Source organism: Cellulomonas xylanilytica (assembly GCF_007989805.1).
Taxonomy (GTDB): domain Bacteria; phylum Actinomycetota; class Actinomycetes; order Actinomycetales; family Cellulomonadaceae; genus Cellulomonas; species Cellulomonas xylanilytica.
This window is the reverse complement of the sequence record NZ_BJUB01000006.1, coordinates 266,846-289,979: the sequence shown is the minus strand read 5'-3', so window position 1 is coordinate 289,979 and position 23,134 is coordinate 266,846. Positions and strand designations below refer to the sequence as shown.

22 protein-coding genes are annotated in these 23,134 nt (G+C 74.8%); 14 read left to right on the top strand and 8 right to left on the bottom strand.

Annotated elements, in window-relative coordinates:
* Window positions 1-29: 29 nt before the first annotated feature.
* The 3 genes from CXY01_RS11360 to CXY01_RS11350 form a co-directional block, all read right to left on the bottom strand.
* Window positions 30-506 (bottom strand): hypothetical protein, encoded by a 477-nt coding sequence (locus CXY01_RS11360; RefSeq protein WP_146927528.1) that lies wholly within the window; start codon window positions 504-506, stop codon window positions 30-32.
* A gap of 76 nt (window positions 507-582) precedes the next feature.
* Complete coding sequence (locus CXY01_RS11355) at window positions 583-3,360, bottom strand: LuxR C-terminal-related transcriptional regulator (RefSeq protein ID WP_146927527.1); 2,778 nt, start codon at window positions 3,358-3,360, stop codon at window positions 583-585.
* A gap of 5 nt (window positions 3,361-3,365) precedes the next feature.
* A complete protein-coding gene (locus CXY01_RS11350) occupies window positions 3,366-4,430 on the bottom strand; it encodes a hypothetical protein (RefSeq protein WP_146927526.1) in 1,065 nt (354 codons plus the stop codon).
* 184 nt (window positions 4,431-4,614) lie between these two features.
* On the opposite strand from CXY01_RS11350, the gene CXY01_RS11345 reads away from it, so the two are divergent.
* Entirely contained in the window at window positions 4,615-5,994 is a 1,380-nt protein-coding gene (locus tag CXY01_RS11345) for a pyridoxal phosphate-dependent decarboxylase family protein (protein ID WP_146927525.1), read from the top strand.
* Window positions 5,995-6,003: 9 nt separating this feature from the next.
* On the opposite strand, the gene CXY01_RS11340 is transcribed toward CXY01_RS11345, so the two are convergent.
* Both CXY01_RS11340 and CXY01_RS11335 read right to left on the bottom strand, forming a co-directional pair.
* On the bottom strand, window positions 6,004-7,074 hold the full coding sequence (locus tag CXY01_RS11340; protein WP_146927524.1) for a DUF4349 domain-containing protein: 1,071 nt from the start codon (window positions 7,072-7,074) through the stop codon (window positions 6,004-6,006).
* Between the two features lie 118 nt (window positions 7,075-7,192).
* The gene (locus tag CXY01_RS11335) at window positions 7,193-8,026 is read right to left on the bottom strand and encodes a DNA-3-methyladenine glycosylase family protein (protein ID WP_146927523.1); all 834 of its coding nucleotides are present in this window, start codon (window positions 8,024-8,026) and stop codon (window positions 7,193-7,195) included.
* A 326-nt stretch (window positions 8,027-8,352) separates the two neighbouring features.
* Here CXY01_RS11335 and CXY01_RS11330 point away from each other — a divergent pair, with 326 nt between their 5' ends.
* Both CXY01_RS11330 and CXY01_RS11325 read left to right on the top strand, forming a co-directional pair.
* The gene (locus CXY01_RS11330) at window positions 8,353-9,672 is read left to right on the top strand and encodes a mechanosensitive ion channel family protein (protein ID WP_246125258.1); all 1,320 of its coding nucleotides are present in this window, start codon (window positions 8,353-8,355) and stop codon (window positions 9,670-9,672) included.
* A gap of 38 nt (window positions 9,673-9,710) precedes the next feature.
* The gene (locus tag CXY01_RS11325) at window positions 9,711-10,277 is read left to right on the top strand and encodes a nucleoside/nucleotide kinase family protein (RefSeq protein ID WP_246125255.1); all 567 of its coding nucleotides are present in this window, start codon (window positions 9,711-9,713) and stop codon (window positions 10,275-10,277) included.
* On the opposite strand, the gene CXY01_RS11320 is transcribed toward CXY01_RS11325, so the two are convergent.
* Complete coding sequence (locus CXY01_RS11320) at window positions 10,274-11,230, bottom strand: helix-turn-helix transcriptional regulator (protein ID WP_146927522.1); 957 nt, start codon at window positions 11,228-11,230, stop codon at window positions 10,274-10,276. The two genes, CXY01_RS11325 and CXY01_RS11320, sit on opposite strands and share 4 nt — an antisense overlap.
* A 100-nt stretch (window positions 11,231-11,330) precedes the next feature.
* Here CXY01_RS11320 and CXY01_RS11315 point away from each other — a divergent pair, with 100 nt between their 5' ends.
* The 9 genes from CXY01_RS11315 to CXY01_RS11275 all read left to right on the top strand — a co-directional run bounded on the left by CXY01_RS11315 (window position 11,331) and on the right by CXY01_RS11275 (window position 19,574).
* Window positions 11,331-12,326, top strand: coding sequence for an ATP-binding cassette domain-containing protein (locus CXY01_RS11315; protein ID WP_146927521.1), 996 nt, complete (start codon window positions 11,331-11,333; stop codon window positions 12,324-12,326).
* Window positions 12,323-13,141: an ABC transporter permease gene (locus CXY01_RS11310; protein ID WP_146927520.1), complete on the top strand. Its 819-nt coding sequence runs from the start codon at window positions 12,323-12,325 to the stop codon at window positions 13,139-13,141. Before CXY01_RS11315 ends, CXY01_RS11310 begins: the two co-directional genes overlap by 4 nt.
* Window positions 13,142-13,245: 104 nt before the next feature.
* Window positions 13,246-13,785, top strand: a complete 540-nt coding sequence (locus CXY01_RS11305) for a methylated-DNA--[protein]-cysteine S-methyltransferase (RefSeq protein ID WP_146927519.1) — start codon at window positions 13,246-13,248, stop codon at window positions 13,783-13,785.
* An 84-nt stretch (window positions 13,786-13,869) separates the two neighbouring features.
* Window positions 13,870-15,027, top strand: a complete 1,158-nt coding sequence (locus CXY01_RS11300; RefSeq protein WP_146927518.1) for a serine hydrolase domain-containing protein — start codon at window positions 13,870-13,872, stop codon at window positions 15,025-15,027.
* Between the two features lie 77 nt (window positions 15,028-15,104).
* Window positions 15,105-16,130 (top strand): NAD-dependent epimerase/dehydratase family protein, encoded by a 1,026-nt coding sequence (locus CXY01_RS11295; protein WP_146927517.1) that lies wholly within the window; start codon window positions 15,105-15,107, stop codon window positions 16,128-16,130.
* An 18-nt stretch (window positions 16,131-16,148) separates the two neighbouring features.
* A complete protein-coding gene (locus CXY01_RS11290) occupies window positions 16,149-16,655 on the top strand; it encodes a DsbA family protein (RefSeq protein WP_146927516.1) in 507 nt (168 codons plus the stop codon).
* The gene (locus tag CXY01_RS11285) at window positions 16,652-17,440 is read left to right on the top strand and encodes an SDR family NAD(P)-dependent oxidoreductase (protein WP_146927515.1); all 789 of its coding nucleotides are present in this window, start codon (window positions 16,652-16,654) and stop codon (window positions 17,438-17,440) included. The genes CXY01_RS11290 and CXY01_RS11285 overlap by 4 nt, the downstream gene beginning before the upstream one ends.
* Window positions 17,440-17,865, top strand: coding sequence for an SRPBCC domain-containing protein (locus CXY01_RS11280; RefSeq protein ID WP_146927514.1), 426 nt, complete (start codon window positions 17,440-17,442; stop codon window positions 17,863-17,865). Before CXY01_RS11285 ends, CXY01_RS11280 begins: the two co-directional genes overlap by 1 nt.
* The gene (locus CXY01_RS11275) at window positions 17,862-19,574 is read left to right on the top strand and encodes a threonine/serine exporter family protein (protein ID WP_146927513.1); all 1,713 of its coding nucleotides are present in this window, start codon (window positions 17,862-17,864) and stop codon (window positions 19,572-19,574) included. The genes CXY01_RS11280 and CXY01_RS11275 overlap by 4 nt, the downstream gene beginning before the upstream one ends.
* A gap of 2 nt (window positions 19,575-19,576) precedes the next feature.
* On the opposite strand, the gene CXY01_RS11270 is transcribed toward CXY01_RS11275, so the two are convergent.
* Complete coding sequence (locus tag CXY01_RS11270; RefSeq protein WP_246125254.1) at window positions 19,577-19,870, bottom strand: isoamylase early set domain-containing protein; 294 nt, start codon at window positions 19,868-19,870, stop codon at window positions 19,577-19,579.
* 251 nt (window positions 19,871-20,121) lie between these two features.
* Between CXY01_RS11270 and CXY01_RS11265 the strand changes: the two genes are divergently transcribed.
* Window positions 20,122-20,514 carry a DUF7144 family membrane protein gene (locus CXY01_RS11265; RefSeq protein ID WP_246125253.1) on the top strand — a complete coding sequence of 131 codons (393 nt, stop codon included), beginning with the start codon at window positions 20,122-20,124 and terminating at the stop codon, window positions 20,512-20,514.
* On the top strand, window positions 20,511-21,659 hold the full coding sequence (locus tag CXY01_RS11260; RefSeq protein WP_146927511.1) for a peptidoglycan-binding domain-containing protein: 1,149 nt from the start codon (window positions 20,511-20,513) through the stop codon (window positions 21,657-21,659). The genes CXY01_RS11265 and CXY01_RS11260 overlap by 4 nt, the downstream gene beginning before the upstream one ends.
* 50 nt (window positions 21,660-21,709) lie before the next feature.
* Here the strand turns inward: CXY01_RS11260 and nhaA are convergent, their stop codons facing one another.
* Window positions 21,710-23,092 (bottom strand): Na+/H+ antiporter NhaA, encoded by a 1,383-nt coding sequence (gene nhaA / locus CXY01_RS11255; protein WP_146927510.1) that lies wholly within the window; start codon window positions 23,090-23,092, stop codon window positions 21,710-21,712.
* Between the last annotated feature and the right edge of the window lie 42 nt (window positions 23,093-23,134).

The window sequence follows — 23,134 nt, the reverse complement described above, 5'->3', positions numbered from 1 at the left end:
GCGACGGTGGTCGCGGCGGGCCTGCAGGCTCACGCGGGCGAGACCGTCGAGGTGTAGACGTCGTTCGCCTCCGCGTCGGCGCGGCTGTGCCCGATGGTCATGTGGTCCAGGTTGCTGTCGTACCCCGCCACCGAGACGCGCACGAGGTCGCGGGGGCTCGTCGAGCTGGTCGACGGCCGGAACGCGAACTTGTCGCCGGCCGAGACCCGCGGGGTCGTCGCCGAGTGGGCGGGGACGTCCCCGAAGAAGGCACCCGAGATGGTGAACGAGCTCTGGAACTGCGGGTTGACGCCGTTGCTGCGGACGAGGGTGCCGTTGAGCCCCTCGACCAGCAGGCTCAGCTGGTTCGCGTCCAGCGGGCCCGAGTTGGCCACCTGGATGCGGAACAGGACCTCTTCGCCCGCGTTGATGACGGCCCCGGGCGGGTCCACCTGGACGATCTGGACGTCCAGGAAGTCCCTCGGGTAGGTCTCGAACGCCTCGGCGAGGTCGGTGAGGATGGTCATGATGGTTCCCCCTGCTGTGCGATGCGGACCGGCTCTCGGTCCGACCACCCGAACGTAGGTCGGCAGGGGTGCGGCCCTACAGCGGGGAAACCCCTGAGGACACCCCAGACCGCTCCACCCGGCGCGACAGCTCGGCGCGGTTGCGCAGCCCGAGCTTGCGGTAGGTCCGGGTCAGGTGCGCCTCGACGGTCGACTCGCTGACGAACATCCGCACGGCGATCTCCCGGTTCCGCAGACCGTCGGCCACCAGGCCGGCGATCGCGCTCTCGGTCGGCGTCAGGTCGTCGTCCGTCGCGCCCCGGACGCGGTCGAGGGACTCGCGGACCTGCACGTCCCAGCCCCGCACACCGGCGCCGACGAGCGTCGCCAGGCACTGCTCGCCCAGCTCCCGGACCGACTGCCGCCGACCGCCGCGCAGAGCCGCCGCCAGCACGAACGCCCCGGTGCGTGCGGCGTCGATCCCGTACCCGAGGGCCGCCAGGCGGTCGTGCGCCCGGGCGAGCGTGTCGATGGCCTCCGGGTGGTCCCGCAGGAGCATCAGCTGCCCCGTGGCCGCGAGCACCTGGGCGTCCGCCCACGGGGACCCCAGCCCGGCGCTCTGCTGCTGGAGCCGGTGCTGCAGGTCCTCGACGCGCCCGACCGCACCGGCCAGGCAGGCCATGTGGACCGCCTGCGGCAGGACGGGCACCGCGCCCGGGTGGGCGTAGCCCAGCGCGTCGAGCACCGACAGCGCACCGAGCAGCTCGTCCAGCGCGCCGGACCAGTCGCGCCCGGCGGCGGCCGCGACGCCCCGGACGTGACCCGCCATCGCGAGCCTCGGCCGCTCGCCCACACGCGCGGCCCAGGCGTCCAGCCGGTCCGCGTGGGTCCGTGCGGCGTCGGCGTCCCCGCGGAGTCCGGCGAGCAGCCCTGCGGGGTAGGCGAGCCAGGCGAGCGCCCGGTCGTCGGCGCAGTCCCGCGCCGCCTCGGTCCCGTCCTCGACGTGCTGCGCCGCGAGGTCGAGGTCGCCCGCCGAGATCGCCACCTGCGCGAGGTCGCACAACCGGTACGGCCGCTGGAACTCCGCGCCGTTGCTCAGCGCGCTGCGGTGCATGGTCTCGAGGTTGGTGCGCGCCCGGCCGAGGTGGCCGTCCCAGAGCTGCTGACGCCCCTGCAGGACCTGCGGCCACAGCGCCAGCTGGGACTGGACCACCTCGGTCCCGCGCTCCACGGCCTCCTGGATCAGGCCGTCAGCCCGTCGGCCGAGCAGCAAGGACGTGGTGGACACCGCGGACGCCGCCTGGGCCACCAGCACCGCGTCGCCCAGCGCCCGGCCCGAGTCGAGCGCGGCGCGGGCGCAGGCCAGGCCCTCGTCGAGGCGGCCGAGGTGGACGCCGAGGAGCCACCCGAGCAGCCCGAGCACCCGGCCGCGCAGGCTCGCGTGCGCGACCGACCCGTCGTCCGGCACCTCCGCCAGTGCCCTGCGCAGGACGGTCTCCGCGTCCGTGAAGTCCAGCACCACCCGTCCCGTGACGACGGAGGCCCTCAGCGCCCCCGGGTCGAGCTGCTCCAGCATGCCGTCCGCCAGGCGCAGCGCCGTCGGCAGGTCCCCGGCCGTCGCGCTCTGCATCATCCGGGCGAGGGTGCGCCGGACCGAGGCGCCCACGTCGGCGGGCGGGGTCAGCCGCGCGCTGTCCCCGAGCAGGTCGGCCGCGAGCCGGGGCGCACCCCGCCGCGCGAGCCGGCGGGCGGCCGCCTCGATCTCGTCGGCGGCGTCGGCATCCGTCCCGTCGACGGCGCGGGCCAGGTGCACCGCGCGGGCGTCGGGATCCTCGACGGTGCGCGCCAGTGCCGCGTGCAGGGCACGGCGGTCGAGGGCGTGCATCCCCGCGAGCACCGCGGTCGAGATCAGGGGATGCGTGAACCGCAGCCCGAAGTCGTCCTCCAGCGTCACGACGTCCGCGTCGAGTCCCGGCCGGACGGCGTCGTCGACGCTCCCGAGGCCGGCGGCCGCGGCGAGGACCCGCAGCGGGGACGGCCCCGCCAGGGCGAGCAGGCGCACGAGGGACAAGGTGTCCGCCGGCAGCCGCCCGACCCGGCGACCCAGGACCGCGAGGGGGGAGTCGTCAGGAGGCACTCCGGTCCCCAGCCGGTGGGCCCGGGCCAGCTCGAGCGCGAAGAACGGGTTGCCGTGCGCCAGGTCGCCCACCTGCGCGAGCTCCGGCAGGCTCAGCGTCGGCACCGCGGCGCTCACGATGCGTCGCAGGCTCAGGCGTTCGAGCCCGGCCAGGTCGAGCCGCTCCACGTCGCCGTGCAGCCCGTGCGCCGAGACGGCGAGTTCCGCCGGGCTCCAGGTCCGGGCGGTCGCCAGCAGGGCGACCGGTTCCTCGCCGAGGCGGCGCAGCGCGAAGCGCAGGGCGCTCCGCGTGATGTCGTCCAGCGAGGGCAGGTCGTCGACCGCGATGACGACGGGACCGTGTGCGGCGAGGGTGCGCAGCTGGTCCAGCAGCCACCGGGAACGCTCGACCACCGGCAGGTCGATCGCCAGGTCGGCGGCCGCGGGCAGCCGGTCGAACAGGTCGTGCAGGCCCTGAGCGGGGTTGTCGCGGTCCTCCTCGCTGGGCCGCGCCACGAGCACCCGCGCACCGGCGGCCCGGGACCGGGCGACCCCGTGGTCCCACAGCGTCGTCTTGCCGATGCCCGCCTCGCCCACCAGGACGAGCGAGCGGCCCCGAGCGCCACGGCCGGCGTCCTCGGCGAACACCTCGACGCGGTGCAGCTCGGCGTCGCGCCCGACGATGCCCGGCGCCGCCCGGGGTGCGGGAGCGGGCAGGGGAGAGCCTGGCCGCCGTGCCGTGCCGCGGAGCTCCACCACGACGATCAGGAGTGGGCGCCGCCACGCGGTGATACCCCGGCGGGTCCGCGATCCGGCCGCACGGCGGTCGACGAGGTCAGGTGGCGAGCCCGTCGGGGCACCGGGACGTCCGTGAGCACAGGGGCGGGAAGCGCCTTGGTCAGCTCGCCGACGAGCGCGCGCCAGGACTGCTCGGCGACCCGCAGCTGGGTCGCGACGTCCTCGGGCGCGACGTGGCCCGCGGTCCCGAGGCCGTCGGCCGCGTCGAGGGCGTCGAGGCCGCGCTCGATCGCCGCACGTGACGTCCGGTAGTTCGCCGTGTCGCGTGCCGACGGCGGTGTGAGCACCTCGAGCACGGCGGCGGCGTCGTCCACCATCGAGCGCAGCAGCGCCACCGCGTGCGGGCGGTCGCCCATTGAGAGCCGGTCCGCGGAGTCAGTGACGGCCGCCACGATGGTCGAGTGGGCGAGCCGGTCGACCGTCGCGGCCAGGACGCCGGGCTCCACCTGGATCTGCAGCAGCAGGGCGACCGTCCGCCCGAGCACCCGCTCCGAGCGCTCGCGCCGGACGCGCCGCCGCTCGGCCGCGCGACGGGCCTCGTCCTCCGCGCGCAGCTCGAGCGCCAGCGCCTCGCGCTCCCGTCGCTCAGCCTCCTGGCGCGCGGCGTTCGCCCGGCGGGAGACCAGCTCGGTCGCCGTCCGCACGTGCTGCTCGGACTCCACCTCCGCGCGGTGCACCAGCTCGGCCGCGCACGGGTTGGCCGGGCTGGCGTAGCCCGTGTCGGTGTAGCCGAAGAGCGCGATGTGGTGCTCCTCCGCCCACAGGAGCGCGGTCTTGGTGAACCCGGAGCGCGAGTAGAAGACCGCGACGAACGAGCCGGCCGCCACGCGCAGGTCCTCGAGGTCGGTGCGACCGACGGGGCTGCGGCGGTGCTCGACCCGCCCGGCGAAGTCGATGCCCACGAGGTCCAGCTCGATGGCGGACCCTGGGCCGGTGACCCGGACGTCGGTGCGCGCGAGGACGGTCCGGGCGTGCCGCTCGGCGAAGCGCTCGGCGTCCCGCCACTGCGGGTCCTTGCCCGTGGTGCTCACGCCACCTCCTCCGCCCCGGCCGGCGGCTCAGAGACCTTCCGACGGTAGTGACCACCCGCCCGCCGGGAAGCGACCGTCCGGGTGACCCGGCCCCCGCAAACATGCGGTCGGGGCGACACGCCGGACGAATCGACCGGGTGAAACCGGAGCCCCCGCGTGGGCCGACGGTGGCACTCTGGACGCCATGACGGCACGGTGGCCGGCGTTCGCCCCGGCGCTCGACCGCGCGGCGCACCACGCGCGGGAGTGGCTGACGTCCCTGGCCGAGCGCCCGGTGCACCCCCGCGCACACCCCGACGCCCTCGCGGCGGTGCTCGGCGGGCCCCTGCCCGACGGGCCGACCGCGCCCGAGACGGTGGTCGACGAGCTCGCCGCCGGGACCGAGCCAGGGCTGATGGGGATGCCGTCCGGCCGGTTCTTCGGCTGGGTCATCGGCGGGACGCACCCGGCGGCGCTCGCGGCGGACTGGCTGACGAGCGCGTGGGACCAGAACGCCGCGATGCGCCGGTCGAGCCCCGGGGTCGTCGCGGTCGAGGACGCGGCGGCGGCGTGGGCGCTCGACCTGCTCGGGCTCCCGCCCGGTGCCGACGTCGGGTTCGTCACCGGCGCGACCATGGCCAACTTCACCGGCCTCGCGGCGGCCCGCCAGCACCTCCTCGCCGGCGCGGGCTGGGACGTCGCCCGCGACGGGCTCGCCGGTGGTCCGCGCGTGCGGGTGCTGGTCGGCGCGGAACGGCACGAGACCCTCGATCTGGCACTGCGGTACCTCGGCCTCGGGACACCGACGGCGGTGGCCGTCGACGCGCAGGGCCGGCTCGTCGTCGACGACCTCGAGCGCGCGCTGGCCGACGGCGACGGACCGACGATCGTCTGCCTGCAGGCGGGCAACCTGCACTCCGGCGCGTTCGACCCGCTGGGCGACGCCACCGACCTCGCGCACCGGCACGGGGCGTGGGTCCACGTCGACGGCGCCTTCGGGCTCTGGGCGGCGGCGTCACCGCGGCTGCGGAGCCTCGTCGCCGGCTACGAGCGCGCCGACTCGTGGGCCACCGACGCGCACAAGACGCTGAACGTGCCGTACGACTGCGGGCTGGCGATCGTCGCGCACCCCGAACCGCTAAGGCGCGCGCTCGGCATGCGCGCCGAGTACTTCGCGACGTTCAGCGGGGCCGGCGACCCGCTGGAGAAGGTGCCAGAGCTGTCCCGGCGCGCTCGCGGGGTGCCCGTCTGGGCGGTCCTGAGGTCGCTCGGGCGCAGCGGCGTCGAGGACCTGGTCGACTCCCTGGTGGCGAACGCCCGGGCGATCGCGGACGGGATCGCCGGGATCGAGGGCGCGCAGGTCGTCAACGACGTCGTGTTCACGCAGGTCTGCGTCGCGTTCGGCTCCGACGAGCGCACCCGTGCGGTCACGGCCCGGGTGCTGGCGGACGGCGTGACCTGGATGTCGGGGTCGCGCTGGCAGGGCCGCGACGTCCTGCGGGTGTCGGTCAGCAACTGGTCGACGGACGCCGAGGACGTGGCCCGGTCGGTCGACGCCGTCCGGCGGGCGGCGTCGACCGACTGAGACCGAGCCTCAGCGCGGCTGGTGCTGGTCCGGGTCCACCGGCGGCGCGGCCGGGGGGCCGGCCGGCGGGTCGAAGACGGTGCCGACGCCCGCAGCGACCGGCCGCACGGTCGCCGGGCCGCGCCAGCGCCGGGACCAGCGCACCGCGGCCACGACGAGGGCCGCGAGCGCACCGCCGAAGGCGATCCAGGGCAGCAGCACCCCGAGGACGATGGCGATCCCCGAGACGACGCCGACCAGGGACTCCCAGCCCGTCACGAGCCCCTCGACGAACGACTGCGGACCGGTCGGCGGCTCCACGGGCGCCGGCGGCGCGACGTAGGGCGGGAGGTCCGGGCCGACGATCGCGACGTGGATCGTGGACAGCGCCACCTGCTGGGCGATCGCCGCCCGCTGCGAGCGCAGCTGCTCCAGACCGGCCTCGCGCTCGGTGAGGGCGTTCTCCGCGACGATGATCTCGTCGTGCGTCGTGGCGGTGGCCAGCAGGTTGGTCATGCGGTCGACCGACAGCTCCATGGCGTGGATGCGGGCGTCCAGGTCCTGCGCGACGCCGGTCACGTCCTTGCTGGCCAGGTCCACCTTCTCCACGTCGCCGAGCTCGCGCATCGCGACGAGCGTCGGGGTCACGGCGGCCACGGGGAGCCGGAGGGTCAGCGTGGCGGTGCCGACCTCGGTGTCCGTGGCGGCCTGCTCGGCGCGGTCGTCGACACGGCCGTCGGCCTCCTCGGTGAGGCGCACGACGGCGTCCGCGGCGACCCGCGGGTCCTCCGCCGACATCGCGACGTCCCCGGTCTGGACGACCTGCCGGTTCCCGTCGACCGTCCCGGCCGCCGGCACGACCGAGCCGCCGGCGTCCTCCTGGGCGCCGACGCCGGGCTCGGCGCCCCCCTCGTCGGCCCCGACGGCACCGTCGTCGGTGCCGCCCTCGTACTGCGTGTCGGCGGCGCTCTGGCCGCTGTCGGAGCTCCCACCGGCGCTGCAGGCGCTCAGTGTCGCGGCGAGGGCGATGACGCCTGCGACCACCAGTCGGGTGGCGCGGGCGCGGACGGTCGGTGCGGGGCGGCTCGTCGTCGGCTTCATGGCGGTGACCGTAGGACCGGTGACGCTGCCGCGGGCTGCCTGTGACTCAACTGTGACGGCAGCGGCACGGGCGGCACCGAATCGTGACCCCGTCGTCACCGGACCGCGTTCGGCCTGCTCAGAGCGCCGACGCCCGCGAGGTCCACAGGTGCACCGCCGCGAACGCGCGCAACGGCCGCCACCGCTCGGCCAGCCGGGTGACGTCGGCGACGGTCCGGAGGTCGAGCGCCCGGCGCAGCACGAGGTCCCCCACGGGCATCGCGTCGCGGTCGCCGAGCACGCGCAGCGCCAGGTAGTCGACGGTCCAGGGACCGATCCCGGGCAGGGCGAGGAGCCGGCGCCGCACGTCCTCGCCCCCGGCCGCCAAGGACAGCCCGTCGGCGCAGGCGCGCGCGAGGGCGTGCACGGTCCGGGCGCGGGCGTGGGTGATCCGGACGACGTCCTGCAGCTCCACCGGGTCGACCGCGGCGAGGCGCTCCGGCGTGGGGTACAGCGTCAGCCCGCCGGGTCCCGGCGTGCCGTAGGCGGCGGCGAGCCGGCCGCCGAACGTCCGGGCGGCGGCGAGCGAGACCTGCTGCCCGAGCACCGTGCTGACGGCCGCCTCGAACCCGTCCGGGTGGCCGAGGATCCGCAGCCGAGGGCGGGCGCGGACGAGCGGGCCGAGGATCTCGTCGTCGCCGAACAGGTCGAGCACGGTCCCCAGGTCGTCCTCGAGCCCGAACCACGAGCCGGCCAGGGAGGCGAGCTCGTTCTCCGACCCGGCCGTCGAGCGCACCGTGATGTGGTCCGGCTCCAGGGTCGCCTCGACGAGCGCCGGCCCGCTGCGCAGGCGCACGGCGCGCCGGACGGTGTCGCCGTCCACGGTCTCCACACCGGGCACGGCGTGCACGACGAGCGAGTGGAGCGCGGGTGCCGGGTCGAACGGCCGGTGCAGGACGAGGGTGGCGCTCACGGCTCCGACGGTAGCGGCCGACAGGGGGTCGCAGGCCCGCCGGCCGTCCTGGACGCTTTGCCAAGTCGAGGCAATCCCATGGAAAAGGTGCGCCCCCCGCGTGGCGGTGCTAGAACTGTCCTAGCTGATCGAACCGGGGTCCCGGGGCGACCAGCCGGTCGCAAGTCGGGCCATGTTGCCGAGGGTCACGGCGAGAGCCGGGCCGCCCGTGAGGGTTCAGGGAGTGCGCCAAGCCTCGTGCCGGCGAGACGCCTCTCCGTGGCGCCCCGTCCCCGAGAACAGGGGACGGGGCGCACCTACGTCCGGCACTGCCTACGCTGAGGCTCGTGCGCCCCCACCTGCTCCCCGGCGCCGTGGACCCGGCGGTGGCCGACGGCGTCCAGGGCTTCGTCGTCCCGACGGTCTCGCTCCTGGCCGCGGTCGTCGTCGCCTATCTCGCCGCGACCCTCCTCGCCGTCCTGGTCCGACGCCTGGCGCGCCGGTCGGCCGTCGCCGCCGACCTCACCCGCCGCTCGCGCAAGCCGATGCGCGCGGTCCTGCTGGTGGTCGCCGTCTGGATCGCGCTGCGCCTGAGCACCGACCCCGCGGGCTGGACCCGGACCGTCGAGCACGTCCTGCTGATCGCGCTCATCATCACCGTCGCCTGGCTCATCGGCAGCCTCGCGTTCGTGCTCGAGGACGCGGCCCTGCAGCGGTACCGGATCGACGTCGCCGACAACCGGCACGCCCGGCGCGTGCGCACGCAGGTCCAGGTGCTGCGCCGCATCACCGTCGCGATCCTGGTGCTCTGCGCGATCGCGGCCATCCTGCTGACGTTCCCGTCGGCCCGGACGCTCGGCGCCAGCCTGCTGGCCTCCGCGGGCCTCATCTCCATCGTCGCCGGCCTGGCCGCGCAGAGCTCGCTGGCCAACGTGTTCGCCGGGCTGCAGCTGGCGTTCACCGACGCGATCCGGGTGGACGACGTCGTCGTCGTGGCCGACGAGTGGGGACGCATCGAGGAGATCACCCTCACGTACGTCGTCGTGCACGTGTGGGACGACCGCCGCCTGATCCTGCCGTCCACGTACTTCACGACGACGCCGTTCGAGAACTGGACCCGTCGCGCGGCCGACCTGCTGGGCACCGTCGAGCTGGACCTCGACTGGGAGGTCCCGGTCGAGGCGCTGCGCACCGAGCTGACCCGGCTGCTTCAGGCCACGGACCTGTGGGACCGCCGTGTCGGCATCCTGCAGGTCACGGACGCGGTCGGCGGGATGGTCCGCATCCGCGCGCTGGCCAGCGCCGTCGACGCCCCCACCCTGTTCGACCTGCGGTGCTACGTCCGCGAGGGGCTGGTCGGCTGGCTGCAGCGCGAGGCGCCGCAGAGCCTGCCGAAGACCCGGTGGGAGGGCACGGCCCCGACGCCGGCCACGGGACGCCGCGCCGCCGCACGTCCGGACTCCGCGCCCACGCCCGTCCTGCCGGTGCCGGGCGCGTGGTCGCCGGACGACACGCAGACCATCAGCACCGGCGGGCAGGACGCCCGGCTCTTCACCGGCAGCATCGAGGCCCTGGAGCGGTCACGGCACTTCTCCGGACCGGGGCAGGACGTGATCGACGAGCGCGAGCAGTCCGCGGAGGACCACGGCGACGGGCGGCAGCCCTGATCCAGCCGGTCACGCCGGAGCTGCTCGTCGACCGGCTGGTGGAGCTCGTGGCCGCGCGCGACGGCAGGGTGCGCGTGCTCGTCGACGGAGCGCCGGCGACACGGCCCGGCGATCTCGCCGACGCCCTGGTCGACCCGCTGCGTGCGCTCGGCAGGCCCGTGGTGCGCGTGCGCGCCGACGACTTCCTGAGGCCCGCGTCCGTGCGGTTCGAGCACGGCCGGCACGATCCGGACGCCTACCTCGAGGACCGGCTCGACGTCGGCGCCCTCGGCCGAGAGGTCCTGGACCCGTTCGTCGCCCGAGGACGCTTCCTGCCGACGCTGTGGGACCCGGCCGCCGACCGGGCGACGCGCGCGGCGTACGAGGACGCGCCCGAGCGGGCCGTCCTGGTCCTGGACGGGAGCCTCCTGCTGGGGCGCTGGCTCGACGCCGACCTGACCGTGCACCTCACCGTGCGCCCGTCGACCCTCGCCCGGCGGACGTCGCAGGAGGACCGCTGGACGCTCCCGGCGTTCGCCCGCTACGACGAGGAGACGGCTCCGGCGCAGGTCGCGGACGTCGTGGTGCACGTGGACGACCCCCGCCACCCGGCCGTGGAGAGCTAGGCGGGGACGGCTGCCGTCAGCCGGCCGGCCAGGCGGTGCATCGCGTCGGCGAGCTCGGGCGGGCCGACGACGCGCAGCGGGACACCGAACATCGCGAACCGTGCGGCGACCCCGTCCCACGACCAGGCGCTCAGCGTGGCGCGGCAGCGGCCGTCGCCGAGGGGCTCGACGAGCGCGTCGCGGCCGGCCCACTGCGCGACCTCGGTGGCGGCCATGTCGACCTCGGCCTCGCCGCGGCAGGGCCACGGGTTGACGGTGCTGAAGCGCTCGGCGACGAACGCGGCGACGTCGGTCGCCGGCAGCGGGCGGGGCGCGAAGCGGGGACCGGAGCCGGTCTTCGGGGTCATCCGGTCGACGCGGTAGGTGCGCCAGTCGGCGCGGTCCAGGTCGTAGCCGACGAGGTACCAGCGGCCGCCCCAGGTGACCAGGTGGTGTGCCTCGGCCCGGCGGGGGAGCGCGGTGTCGCTGCCGCCCTCGTAGTCGAACCGGAGCACCTCGTGCGCGCGTACCGCGGCGCCGGCCGCCAGGAGCACGTGCTGGTCCACCTGCGGGCGCGAGCCGCCACCGCGTGCGACTGCGGTGACCTGCAGCGCGTCGGCCGCGGCGCGGAGCCGCGCGGGCATGACCTGGCGGAGCGTCGCGAGCGCGCGCACGGCGGCCTCGTCGACGCCCGCCACCCCGGTGGACGCGGTCTGCAGGGCGACGACGAGGGCGACGGCCTGCTCGTCGTCGAGCAGGAGGGGTGGCATCTGGGTGCCGGCGTCGAGCCGGTACCCGCCGTCCGGGCCCTTGCTCGCGTGCACGGGGTAGCCCAGCTCGCGCAGCCGGTCGACGTCGCGGCGGACTGTGCGGGGGCTGACGCCGAGCCGGTCGGCCAGGGCCTCGCCCGGCCAGTCGCGGCGGGCCTGCAGCAGCGAGAGCAGGGAGAGGAGTCGGGAGGACGGCGTGGACATGTCGCCAGGATGGCATGCAGTAGAGGACAGAACCTGACCGCTACGACCGTCAGGCTTGCTGCTGTACCCACTCGACCATCCGTCCGAACCCAGGAGAACCATGATCCAGACCCGAGGACTCACCAAGGACTTCGTGGTGAGCAGCACCGAGACCGTGCACGCGGTGCGCGGCATCGACCTCGATATCGCACCTGGCGAGCTGGTCGCCGTGCTCGGCCCCAACGGCGCCGGCAAGTCGACCACGATGCGGATGCTCACCACCCTGGTCCGGCCCACGTCCGGCACCGCGACGGTCGCCGGGGTGGACGTCGTGGCGGACCCCGCGACCGTGCGGCGGCACATCGGCTACGTCGGTCAGGGCAACGGCGCCGGGCACCAGCAGCGCGCGGCCGACGAGCTGACGATGCAGGGCCAGGTCTACGGGCTCGACCGCATCTCGGCGCGGCGCCGGACCGGTGAGCTCCTCGACGCCCTCGACCTCACCGCCCTCGCCCGACGCAAGGTGTCGGACCTGTCCGGCGGGCAGCGGCGGCGGCTGGACGTCGCGCTCGGTCTGGTGCACGCGCCGCGGCTCCTGTTCCTGGACGAGCCGACCACCGGCCTCGACCCGCACAACCGCGCCAACCTGTGGGAGCACATCGCGCGGCTGCGCGCCGAGCACGACATGACGATCGTGCTCACGACCCACTACCTGGACGAGGCCGACACCATGGCCGAGCGCGTCGTCGTGGTGGACCACGGGCAGGTCATCGCCGACGACACCGCGGACGGGCTCAAGCGCACGCTCGCCGGCGACCGCGTCGTGCTCACGGTGGCGGTCCCGGGGACGGCCGGGCAGGTCGCGTCGATCGTCGGGTCCCTGCGCGGCGCCCGGGACGTGACGGTCACCGGCGACCGGGTCGACGCGCGCGTGGCCGATGCCGGCGCCGCGGTCCCGGAGCTGGTCCTCGCGGCCTCCGCCACCGGGACACCCCTGCTCGAGGCGCTCGCCGTGCGTCCGACGCTCGACGACGTGTTCCTGGCCCTCACCGGCCGCAGACTGCGCGACGAGGGGTCGCGCGTCACCGACATCCCGACCGAGGAGACCGCAGCATGAGCACCGTCACCGTCGACGGCCCCGCCCGCACCGTCACCCCCGTCCGCCGCTCCTGGTTCTCGGACGTCGGTCTCGTCATGTCCCGCGAGCTCCGGCCGGTGGTTCGCGAGCCCTTCTCGGTCGTGTTCGGCCTGATCCAGCCGCTGGTCTTCCTCGGCCTGTTCGGCCCGCTGCTCGCCGGCTCCGTCGGGGCGGCCGGCGGGTTCTCCGGGGCGGAGGTCTGGCAGTGGTTCGTGCCGGCGATCCTCGTGATGACCACGCTGTTCGGCACGTCGACCACCGGGTCCAACCTGCAGTTCGAGATGCAGACCGGGGCGCACGAGCGGCTGCTGGTCACGCCGCTGTCGCGGTCGTCGCAGCTGGTCGGGCGCTCGCTCAAGGAGATCGTCCCGCTCGTCGCGCAGGCGGTCATCGTGGTGCTGGTGATGCTGCCGTTCGGGTTCCGCGCCGACCCGGTCGGGGCCGTGCTCGGCCTGGCCATGCTCGCGGTGCTCGGCGTCGGGCTGGGCTCGCTGAGCTACGCGCTGGCGATCGCGGTCCGCAAGCAGGAGTGGATGTTCTGGGTGGTCCAGCAGACCGTGCTGTTCCCGCTGCTCATCCTGTCCGGGATGCTCCTGCCGCTGGAGACCGGCCCGCAGTGGATGAAGGTGGCGTCCGCGTTCGACCCGCTGCGGTGGGTGGTCGAGGCCGAGCGGGCGCTGTTCGCCGGCGACCTGACCAGCGGTGCCGTGGCGGCGGGCTGGCTCGCAGCCGTGCTCACGGCGGTCGTCGGGCTGGCCGTCGGCGTCCGGACCCTGCTGCGCAGCACCGACTGAACCCGCACCTCACGTCGCCCGTCCGCCGCGCGTCTTCTTCCCAGGAGCGCCCGACGGGCGGGCGATGCAGTCGAGTGTCAGAGGGCAGGGGAATGATGACGGCCATGACCGTCCAGGACGTGAGGTTGCTCGAGGACGTGCGCGTGGTGCACACGGTGGTGCCGTCACCGCTGGGTCCCGTCACGCTCGTCTCGCACGACGGGGGGCTCTCGGCGCTGCTGCTGCAGAGCTCGAAGTACGAGTCGGTGCAGGGCCCGTTCGGCGAGCGCGCCGACGACGAGTTCGACGACGTGCGGACGCAGCTCGACGAGTACTTCGCCGGCACGCGCACCGAGTTCGACCTGCCGCTGCACCTCGTCGGCACCTCCTTCCAGCGGCGCGTGTGGGAGGGGCTGCTGCGGATCCCGTTCGGGCAGACCCGGTCGTACGGCGAGCTCGCCGCGGAGATCGGGCTCGACCCGCGGACGTCGTCGCGCGCGGTCGGGGCGGCCAACGGGCGCAACCGGATCGCGATCGTCGTGCCGTGCCACCGCGTGATCGGCGCGGACGGGGCGCTGACGGGCTTCGCCGCGGGGCTGGACCGCAAGCGGTTCCTGCTCGGGCACGAGGCCAAGGGCCGGCCGCGCGAGCACCTGCTGTTCTGACGAGCGCGTACGGGGGTCAACCCCACCGTCGCTCGGGGGAGTCCTCCCTGGTGGCCGGGCGTCGCACGACAGCACGCTGGGGCCATGACGAATCGACAGAGCAAGACCCGCAAGGCCGTCATCATCGCCGCCGCGTGCAGCGTCGTGGCCGGTGCCGTGCTGACCGGCACCCCGGCCTACTCCGAGGGCCGCGGGTCCCGGGACGTGGTGCAGCGCGAGCTCGACGGACTGGTCCAGGACGTGGGCTTCCCCGCGGCGCTGGCGACGTACCAGGACGCGCGCGGCCGCAGCCGGGACTACACCGCCGGGGTCGGCGACCTGGGGACCGGCGCCCGCGTGCCCGTCGACGGCCAGGTCCGCATCGGCAGCAACACCAAGACGTTCGTCGCCGTCACGCTCCTGCAGCTGGTCGACGAGGGTGCGGTCGACCTCGACGCCCCGATCGAGACCTACCTGCCCGGGCTGGTCCACGGCGACGGCGTGGACGGCACGCTCATCACGGTCCGGCAGGTGCTCCAGCACACCAGCGGCGTGCCCAACTACACCGCGGTGATCGACCCGGACTTCTTCGCCACCCGTCACCAGTACGTCGAGCCGCACGAGCTGCTCGACCTGGCCCTGGCGCAGCCGGGCACGCCGCCCGGGTCGGCCTGGTCGTACAGCAACACCAACTACGTGATCGCCGGCCTGATCGTGCAGAAGGTCACCGGTCGTCCGCTGGCCGAGGTGGTCACCGACCGCGTCATCGAGCCGCTGCGCCTGCGGGACACCTACGTCCCGGACCGCGGCGAGGAAGAGCTGCGCGAGCGTCACCCGCTCGGGTACCACGCGACGGAGCCCGGGGCCGAGCTGCGGGACATCACGGTGCTGGACCCGGGCTGGGCGTGGGGTGCGGGCGACATCGTGTCGACGCCGAGCGACCTCGACGCGTTCTTCGTCGCACTGCTCGACGGCGACCTCCTGCCGCCCGCGCTGCTCGCCGAGATGCAGACGACCGTCGAGACGTCGCCGGACCTGCACGGGTTGCGGTACGGGCTCGGCCTGTTCAGCACGCCGCTGAGCTGCGGAGGCGTCGCCTGGGGCCACGGCGGCAGCATCCCGGGGTACGAGACCGGTGGCGGCGTCGGCCCCGACGGCCGGTCGGTGACCCTCGCGGTCACGGCGCTCCCGGCGGCCATGGCCGACCCCGAGGCGGCCTGGGAGCGGATCAACGAGGCGGTCGACGCCGTCCTCTGCGCGTAGGAGGCGACGGCGTACCGACCAGGGATGCGGGGACCGCCAACTGGTGCGAGCGTGGGCGTCGTGGACAGGGAGCGCGCATGAGGGTCGTGGTGGTCGGTGCCAGCGGGAACGTCGGGACCGCCCTGCTGCGGCGGTTGGTCGACGACGGCACGGTCACCTCGGTGGTGGGCGTCGCCCGCCGGGTGCCCCCCGGCACCCCTCCCGCTCCGTACAGCGTGGCGTCCTGGGTCGGGTGCGACGTCACCGACCCGGGCGCCGTCGACACCCTGACGGCGGCGTTCGCGGGCGCCGACGCGGTGGTCCAGCTCGCGTGGGCGATCCAGCCGAGCCACGACCGCCGCCGGCTGCACGACGTCAACGTCGCGGGCACCCGCCGCGTCCTGGACGCCGCGCGTCGGGCGGGCGTGCCGCACGTCGTGGTCGCCTCCAGCGTCGGCGCGTACTCGCCCGCCCCGGACGACGTCCCGCGAGGTGAGGGCTGGGCGACCGACGGGGTGCGGTCGTCGTCGTACAGCGTGGACAAGGCGTCCGTCGAGCGCGTCCTCGACGAGACCGAGGACGCGAACCCGGACCTCGTGATCGCCCGGCTGCGACCGGCGCTCGTGTTCCAGCGGTCCGCGGGGCACGAGATCTCGCGCTACTTCCTCGGCCCGTGGGTGCCGAAGCGGGCGGTCGACGGGTACCTCTCGGTGCTGCCGTGGCCGCAGGGCCTGCGCCTGCAGGTGGTGCACGCCGACGACGTCGCCGAGGCGTTCCGCGAGGCCGTGGTGCGACGCGTGCGCGGCCCGTTCAACGTGGCCGCCCCCGACGTGCTGCGGGGGCAGGACCTGGCCGACGTGGTCTCCCGGGGGCGGCTGCTCGAGGTGCCGCCGGCGCAGGCCCGCGCGGCCGTCACGGTCGGCTGGCACGCCCGTGCGGTCCCGGTCGGGCCGGGGTGGCTGGACATGGCGCTCTCGGCGCCGCTCCTCGACACCTCCCGCGCCGAGCGGGAGCTCGATTGGCGCCCCACCCGGTCCGGCATCGACACCGTGCGGGAGCTCGTCGGCGGGATCGCGGCGGGCGCCGGCACCGCCAGCCCGCCCCTGCGGCCGCGCCGGCGCTGAGCCTGGCATCCTCGACGCATGACCGACCCCCTCGCCGAGCGGCACGTCTACGGCCGCCCCGACGCCCCCGTCACCGTCCTGGAGTTCGGTGACCTCGAGTGCCCCTACTGCCGTGCGGCGGCGCCGGCGCTGCGTGAGCTCGTCGACACCTCCGACGGGCAGGTCCGGCTGGTCTGGCGGCACTTCCCCCTGTTCGAGGTCCACCCGTACGCGCTGTCCGCGGCGCTGGCCGCCGAGGCGGCCGGTACCCAGGGCAGGTTCTGGGAGATGCACGAGGAGCTGATGAGCCACCAGGACCGCCTGGCCGAGCCCGGTCTGCGGGCGGCCGCGGTGGCGGTGGGCGTCGACCCGGCGACCGTCGCGGGCGACGACGCGCAGGTGCACGCCCCGGCGGTGTCCGAGGACTACTCGGCGGGCATCGAGGCGGGTGTGCGGGGGACACCGACGATCTTCGTCAACGGGACGAGGTTCCACGGGAAGGTCACGCTGGAGCGGCTCCGCGAGGCCGTGGAGGCCGTCGCATGAGGACGGCGCTGGTCACCGGCGCCGGGCGGGGCATCGGCCGCGGGATCGCGCTCGGTCTGGCACGGGCCGGGTACACGGTCGGGCTGGTCGGGCGGACGCGGGCGCACCTGGACGCGGTGGCCGAGGAGATCGGTGCGGGCGTGTGCGTCGCCGCGGCGGACCTCGTCGACGCGACGGCCGTGCTGGACGCCGTGGCCCGCGTCGAGGTCGAGCTCGGCGGGATCGGGCTCCTGGTGAACAACGCCGGCGTCATCGAGCGGGCCGAGGTGCCGTTCGCCGAGGACGACGTCGAGGACTCCTGGCGCGTGATCGAGGCCAACGTCCGCGGTCCGCTGCTGGTCACGCACGCGGTGCTGCCCGGGATGCTCGCGCGTGGTGAGGGCCGGGTGCTGAACATGAACTCCGGCGCAGGGCACCGGGCCATGACCGCCTACACCGGCTACGCCGTCAGCAAGGGCGCGCTCGCCCGGTTCACCACCCAGCTGCACGCGCAGTACCACGACCGGGGCATCCGGGTGCTGGACCTCGCGCCCGGGCACGTCGAGACCGCGATGACGACCTCGATGGCGATGCACGACGGCCGGACGGAGTGGACACCGGTCGAGGCGGTCGCCGAGCTGGTCCGGGCGTTCGGCGACGGCGAGCTCGACGCGTGGTCGGGCCGGTTCGTGCGCGCAGGCACGGATACCGTGGAGTCGCTGCTCGCCGTGCTGCCGCAGGTCCTCGCGACCGACGCCCGCACCCTGCGCCTGGGTGCGTACGGCGACGACGACCCGGTGGCCTGATGGAGCCCATCCGTCACCAGCTCGTCGTCGCGGCCACCCCGGTCGAGGCGTTCGACGCGTGGGTGGACCAGATCGGCCGGTGGTGGCCCCCCGACTACACGCCCGACCCGGCCGGCTTCCGCGGGGCCGGGATCGAGCCGCGCGTCGGCGGGCGCGTCTACCTCGTGGACGCCACCCTCGGCGAGGTCGAGTGGGGCCGCGTGCTGGCGATCGCCCGCGGGGCGCTCGTCGTGCACACCTCGACGCTCGGGCAGGACCCCGAGCACCCCAGCCGCCTGTCGGTGCACTTCGTGCCGCTCGACGAGGGCGGGACCCGGGTCGAGCTCGAGCACGGCGGCTGGGACGAGGGGAACGCACACGTCCGGTCGAAGTTCACCGACTGGCCGCTGATCCTCGACCGCTACGCCGCCTTCCTCGCCTCGTGACCTGGCCGACCGTCGTGCCGGACCCCGAGGTCACCACGACCGGGGTCACGCCCGAGCCCACCGAGACCGTCCCGGAGCCGACGGTGACGACGCCCGCGCCGGAGCCCGCGCCGACGCCCGACACCACCGTCACCGTCACCCCGACGCAGACACCGGCCGAGCCGGTGCCCACGGTGACGGTCACGCCGGAGCCTCCGTCGCCGGAACCGGTGCCCACCCAGACGGTCGTGGTCGAGGTGCCGTTCACCCGGGACCCGGCCGTGACGACCTCCACGATCCCGTTCGGCGCGATCGTCACCGCGCTGCTGGTCCTCGTCGTCGCGACCGCCGCCCTGGTGGTGCTCGTGCGGCGGGCCCGCGCGCAGCGTCCGTCCGGGACGGTCGCCTCGGCCGCGCTCGAGCCCGCGGCGACGACGACGGAGATCGGCGTGCTGGACGACGCCCACGCCGTCGCCCTCCCCGGGGACGGGCCGTCCGACACGGTGGAGACGGTCCGGTTCCTCATGGTGCTCGGCGAGGCGATGATCGACTCCAGCGCCCCGGTGGTGCAGGTGACCCGCACCCTGGAGCGCGTCGCCGCCATCAACGGCGAACCGGACGTCGAGGTCATCGCGCTGCCCACCGCGCTGCTGGTCTCCGTGCCCGGTCGCACGGCGACCCAGACGGCCGCGTCCTCGGCGGGCTGGCGGGCGCTGCGCCTGCACCAGGTGCAGGACGTGCTCGGGGTCGCCGACGACGCCGAGGCCGGCCGGGTCGGGCCCGTCGAGGGCGCCGAGCGGATCGAGGCGGCCGTCGCCGCGCCGCCGCTCTATGGCGGACCGGCCCGGGTGCTCGGGTACGTCGCCGTCTCCGCGGGCCTGGCCATGATCCTCGGCGGCAGCCTGGTCGACGTCCTCGTGGCCGCCGTGCTCGGTGCCGTGATCGCCTGTCTGCAGGTCGCCACGGCGCGCCTGCCGGCCGCGTACCAGGCGCTGGTGGTGCTGAGCTGCGCGTTCGTCGTCTCCGGTGCGGTGTTCCTGCTGTCGCGCACCGGCATCGACGTCGGCATGCTCGCCCCGCTGGTCGCGCCCCTGGTCACGTTCCTGCCGGGCGCCCTGCTCACCACGGCGGCGATCGACCTGGCCACCCGGCAGATGATCGCGGGGTCCGCACGCCTGGCGTCGGGCGTCATGCAGCTCGTCCTGCTCGCGCTGGGCATCACGGGCGCCGCGGCGCTCGTCGGGGTGCCCGCAGCGCAGCTGGGCACGGGGTCGTCCCACTCGCTCGGCTGGGCCGGACCGTGGATCGGGGTGTTCGTCTACGGCACCGGCGTCGTCTTCCACAACTGCGCCCGGCGGGCCGCGCTGCCGTGGATCCTGCTCGTGCTCGTCGTCGCGTACGCCGGTCAGGTGGTGGGCGGGCTGTTCTTCGGTGGCGTGGTCTCCGCGTTCGTCGGGGCGCTCCTCATGACCCCGGTCGCCATGTTCGCCGCCACCCGCCCCACGGGTCCGCCCGCGCTCGTCGGGTTCCTGCCGGGGTTCTGGCTCCTGGTGCCCGGTGCGCTCGGTCTGGTCGGGGTGACCTCGATCCTCGGCGACGACGCCCAGGCGCTGGACACGGTCGTCGCCGCCGGGACCACGATGGTCGCGATCTCGCTCGGGGTGCTCGCCGGGATCGCGCTCGGCTCCGCCGTGGGGCGGCGGGCCGGGCTCGCGGTCGAGAGGTTCTGACCTCAGGCGTGCACGACGGAGCCGTCCGCGGTGATCTCGTCGGCGTCGGCGTCGTCGAACCAGCGACCCCGCTCGCCGAGGTAGCGGAACCTGACGGTCTCGCCCACCGGGACCGTCACCGAGGTGCTCGCCGTCCCGTTCGAGCGTCGGCGCAGCGGGTGCAGCCCCGGGGTCCAGCCGTTGAACGTGCCAACCACGCTGACTGCGCCGTCGAGCGCGGTGGTCGGCAGGAAGAACGTGAGCGTGCAGGTGGCGGAGGCGGCGGAACGGGACTTCTTGAGCACGGGCGGGGCCACGCTTTCCCTCGGTCTGACTCGGACACGCCGGATCGTGGCGTACCCATGTTCCGAAACGGCTACGGCCGGATGAGCAGGACGTGACGGGCCGGCGGCGGGGTGGCTGGCGCGGGGCGCCGTCGCCCGGACGTGCAGAGATGCTGGCCCTGCGCCGGGTTTGTCCGCAATGATCCGCAGGAAGGCGCAGTGCCCGTCCGCACCACCCCGTTCACCGATCCCATCCGCCCTACCGTTCCGGAAGGAACTCGATCGTGACTGAACAACGCAGCAGCCTTGCCGTCGGCATGACGGTCTTCGCGGCGACCATGCTGATCGTCATCGGTGTCCTGCACGCGCTGCAGGGCTTCGTGGCCGTCTTCAACGACACGTTCTACGTGGTCGGCGCCGAGTGGGTGTTCGAGTTCGACGTGACCACCTGGGGCTGGATCCACGTCCTGGTCGGCCTTCTCGTCGCCGTCGCCGGCTTCTTCGTGCTGACCGGCGCCGTCTGGGCGAGGACCGTCGGGGTGATCGTCGCCTGCCTCAGCATCGTGCTGAACTTCGTCTGGCTGCCGTACTACCCGGTGTGGGGCGTCATCATCATCGCGCTCGACGTCTTCGTCGTCTGGGCGTTGACCCTGCACGGTCGGGACATCGTCGAGTGATCAGCCTGCGGGTCGGCGGTCCGGTGGTCGTCGGGGCAGCCCTGCTGGCCCTGACCGGGTGCACCGGCGGTTCTCCAGGCGGCGACGGCACACCGCCGTCGGCCGTGAGCCTGGCCGAGTCGCAGGTGACCGACAAGGAGCGTGCGCTGGCCGAGGCCGCCGACGACGCGGCAGCTGCAGGGACGACGTTCTGCGACGCGAGCTCGTCCTACATCACGGCGCTCGACCGGTACGGGGACGTGCTGAACGAGACGACGGTCACCGTCGGCGACGTCCAGACCGCCGGTGCGGACCTGGCGGACCCCGCGCAGGACGCCGTGGACGCGGGCGAGGCCGCGGTCGAGGCGCGCGACGCGGTCGTGGTCGCCCAGGAGGAGCTCGCCGAGGCCCAGCAGGCGCTCGCCGAGGCGCAGGCGGCCGAGCAGGGACTCGAGCCTCCGGAGCCGCCTGCCGCCGAGCCGAGCCCCGCGCCGACCGTCCCGCCCGCGACCGTGGCGCGCGTGCAGCAGGCCGAGGACGAGTTCGCCTCGGCGACCTCGGGGATCACCGCCGAGACGCCGCTGGTCCAGGCGTCGGAGCAGTTCAACTCCGCCGCGGTCGCGCTCGAGATGGCGTGGCTCCGGCTCTTCGCCGACTCCGGGTGCCTGTCCGACGAGCGCCAGGCGGAGGCGAGCGTGACGCTGAGCACCTACACGGCCGCTCTGCAGCAGGCGCTGACCGACGCCGGGTATGCCCCCGGCCCGGTCGACGGCGTCTACGGGCCGCAGACGGTCGCCGCCGTCCAGGCGCTGCAGAAGGACAGCGGGCTGCCGGAGACCGGGACGGTGGACAAGGCGACGGCCGCGGCGCTCGAGGCCACGCTGTCCGCGAAGGGTGCCGAGGCCGCCCAGGCGTCGGTGGCCGCGACCGCCGCCCTCCAGCAGACGCTGGTGCTGGCGGGGTACTGGGACGGTCCGGTCGACGGGCTCTGGACCGACGAGCTCACGGCGGCCGTCGGTGCGCTGCAGGGCGACCTCGGCGTCCCGGTCACGGGCACGGTCGACGCCGCGACGGTCGCCGCCTTCCAGGTCGCCCTGGTCGACGCGCTCGCTGACGCGCCGCCCGAGCCCACCCCGACCGAGGAGGGCGGTGACGGGGACGGCTGAGGGAACCGCGGTCCGGCAGGCGCGCACGGCGCCTGCCGGACCGGTGCCGGTCAGCCCGCGCCGGTGGGCGCTCGCCAGGGGAGCGGCGGCAGCGGGGGCGGGGCGTCGCTGAGCGGCGAGCACAGCGGCAGCTTCTCGCCGAGCCAGCGCAGGAGGACCGAGCCGAGGACGGCGGCGGTGAGCGACCCGGCGAGGATCCCGATCTTGGCGTCCTCCAGCAGCTGAGGGTCGTCGAAGGCGAGCTCGGCGATGAACAGCGAGATCGTGAAGCCGATGCCCGCCAGCACGGCGCCGCCGAGCAGGTGACCCCAGCGCACGCGGCCGGGCAGCTCACCGAGTCCGAGCCGCAGCGCGAGCGTGGCGGCGCCGGTGATGCCGACGGCGTTGCCGACCACGAGCGCGACGGTGACGCCGATGGCCAGGCGCGACTGGGCGGCGGCCTGCAGCGACTCCAGGTCGAGCTGGATGCCGGCGTTCGCCAGGCCGAACAGGGGCACCACGACGAACGCGCTCCACGGGTGCAGGAGGCGCTGCAGCCGGTCGCTGGTCGGCACGGCGGCGCGGGCTGCCAGCTCGGCGAGGTGCTCGCGCTCGGCGGTGGCGTCGTCCATGAGCTTGCGTCCGTAGCCGGCGACCTCGTCGATGGTGTCCTGGCTGGGCGGGCGGGCCGGGACGAGCAGGCCGACGATCACCCCGGCGAGCGTCGCGTGCACGCCCGACGCCTGCACCGCGAACCACAGCGCGATGCCCGCGGCCACGTAGGGCGCCAGCTGCCACACCTTGAGCCAGCGCAGCACGAGGATGCCGACGACGATCCCGCCCGCCAGACCGAGCGCGGCCATGTCGACCTCGTCGGTGTAGAAGATCGACATCACGGTGATCGCGCCGATGTCGTCGACGATCGCGAGCGTGAGCAGGAACAGCCGCAGGCGGTCCGGGCACTTGGGGCCGAACAGGGCCAGGATCCCGACGAGGAACGCGGTGTCCGTCGACATCACGACGCCCCACCCGTGCGCGGCGTCGGTCCCACCGTTGAACGCCAGGAAGATCAGCACGGGGACCAGCAGTCCACCGAGGGCGCCGAGCGCGGGGACGGCGACCGTGCGCTTGTCCCGCAGGTCGCCCGTGGTGGCCTCGCGGCTGATCTCCAGGCCGACGACGGCGAAGAAGATCGCCATCGCCGCGTCGTTGACCCAGTGGTGCAGGTCGAGGTCGATGCCCCAGGTGCCGAGGTGGAACCCCGCCGTCGTGCTCCACAGCGCCTCGTACGAGTCGGCGAACGGGGAGTTGACCCAGACCAGGGCGATCACCGTGGCGGCCAGCAGGTAGACGGCGCTGCCGGCCTCGTTGGTGAGGAAGTCCTTGACGGAGGGCTGCAGCCCGGGCAGCGACACCCGCAGGTTGGGCCCGGGGCTGGTGGAGGTCACCGACATGCCGCTCAAGGTCGCAGGTGAACGACCAGGACGCAACGCCGG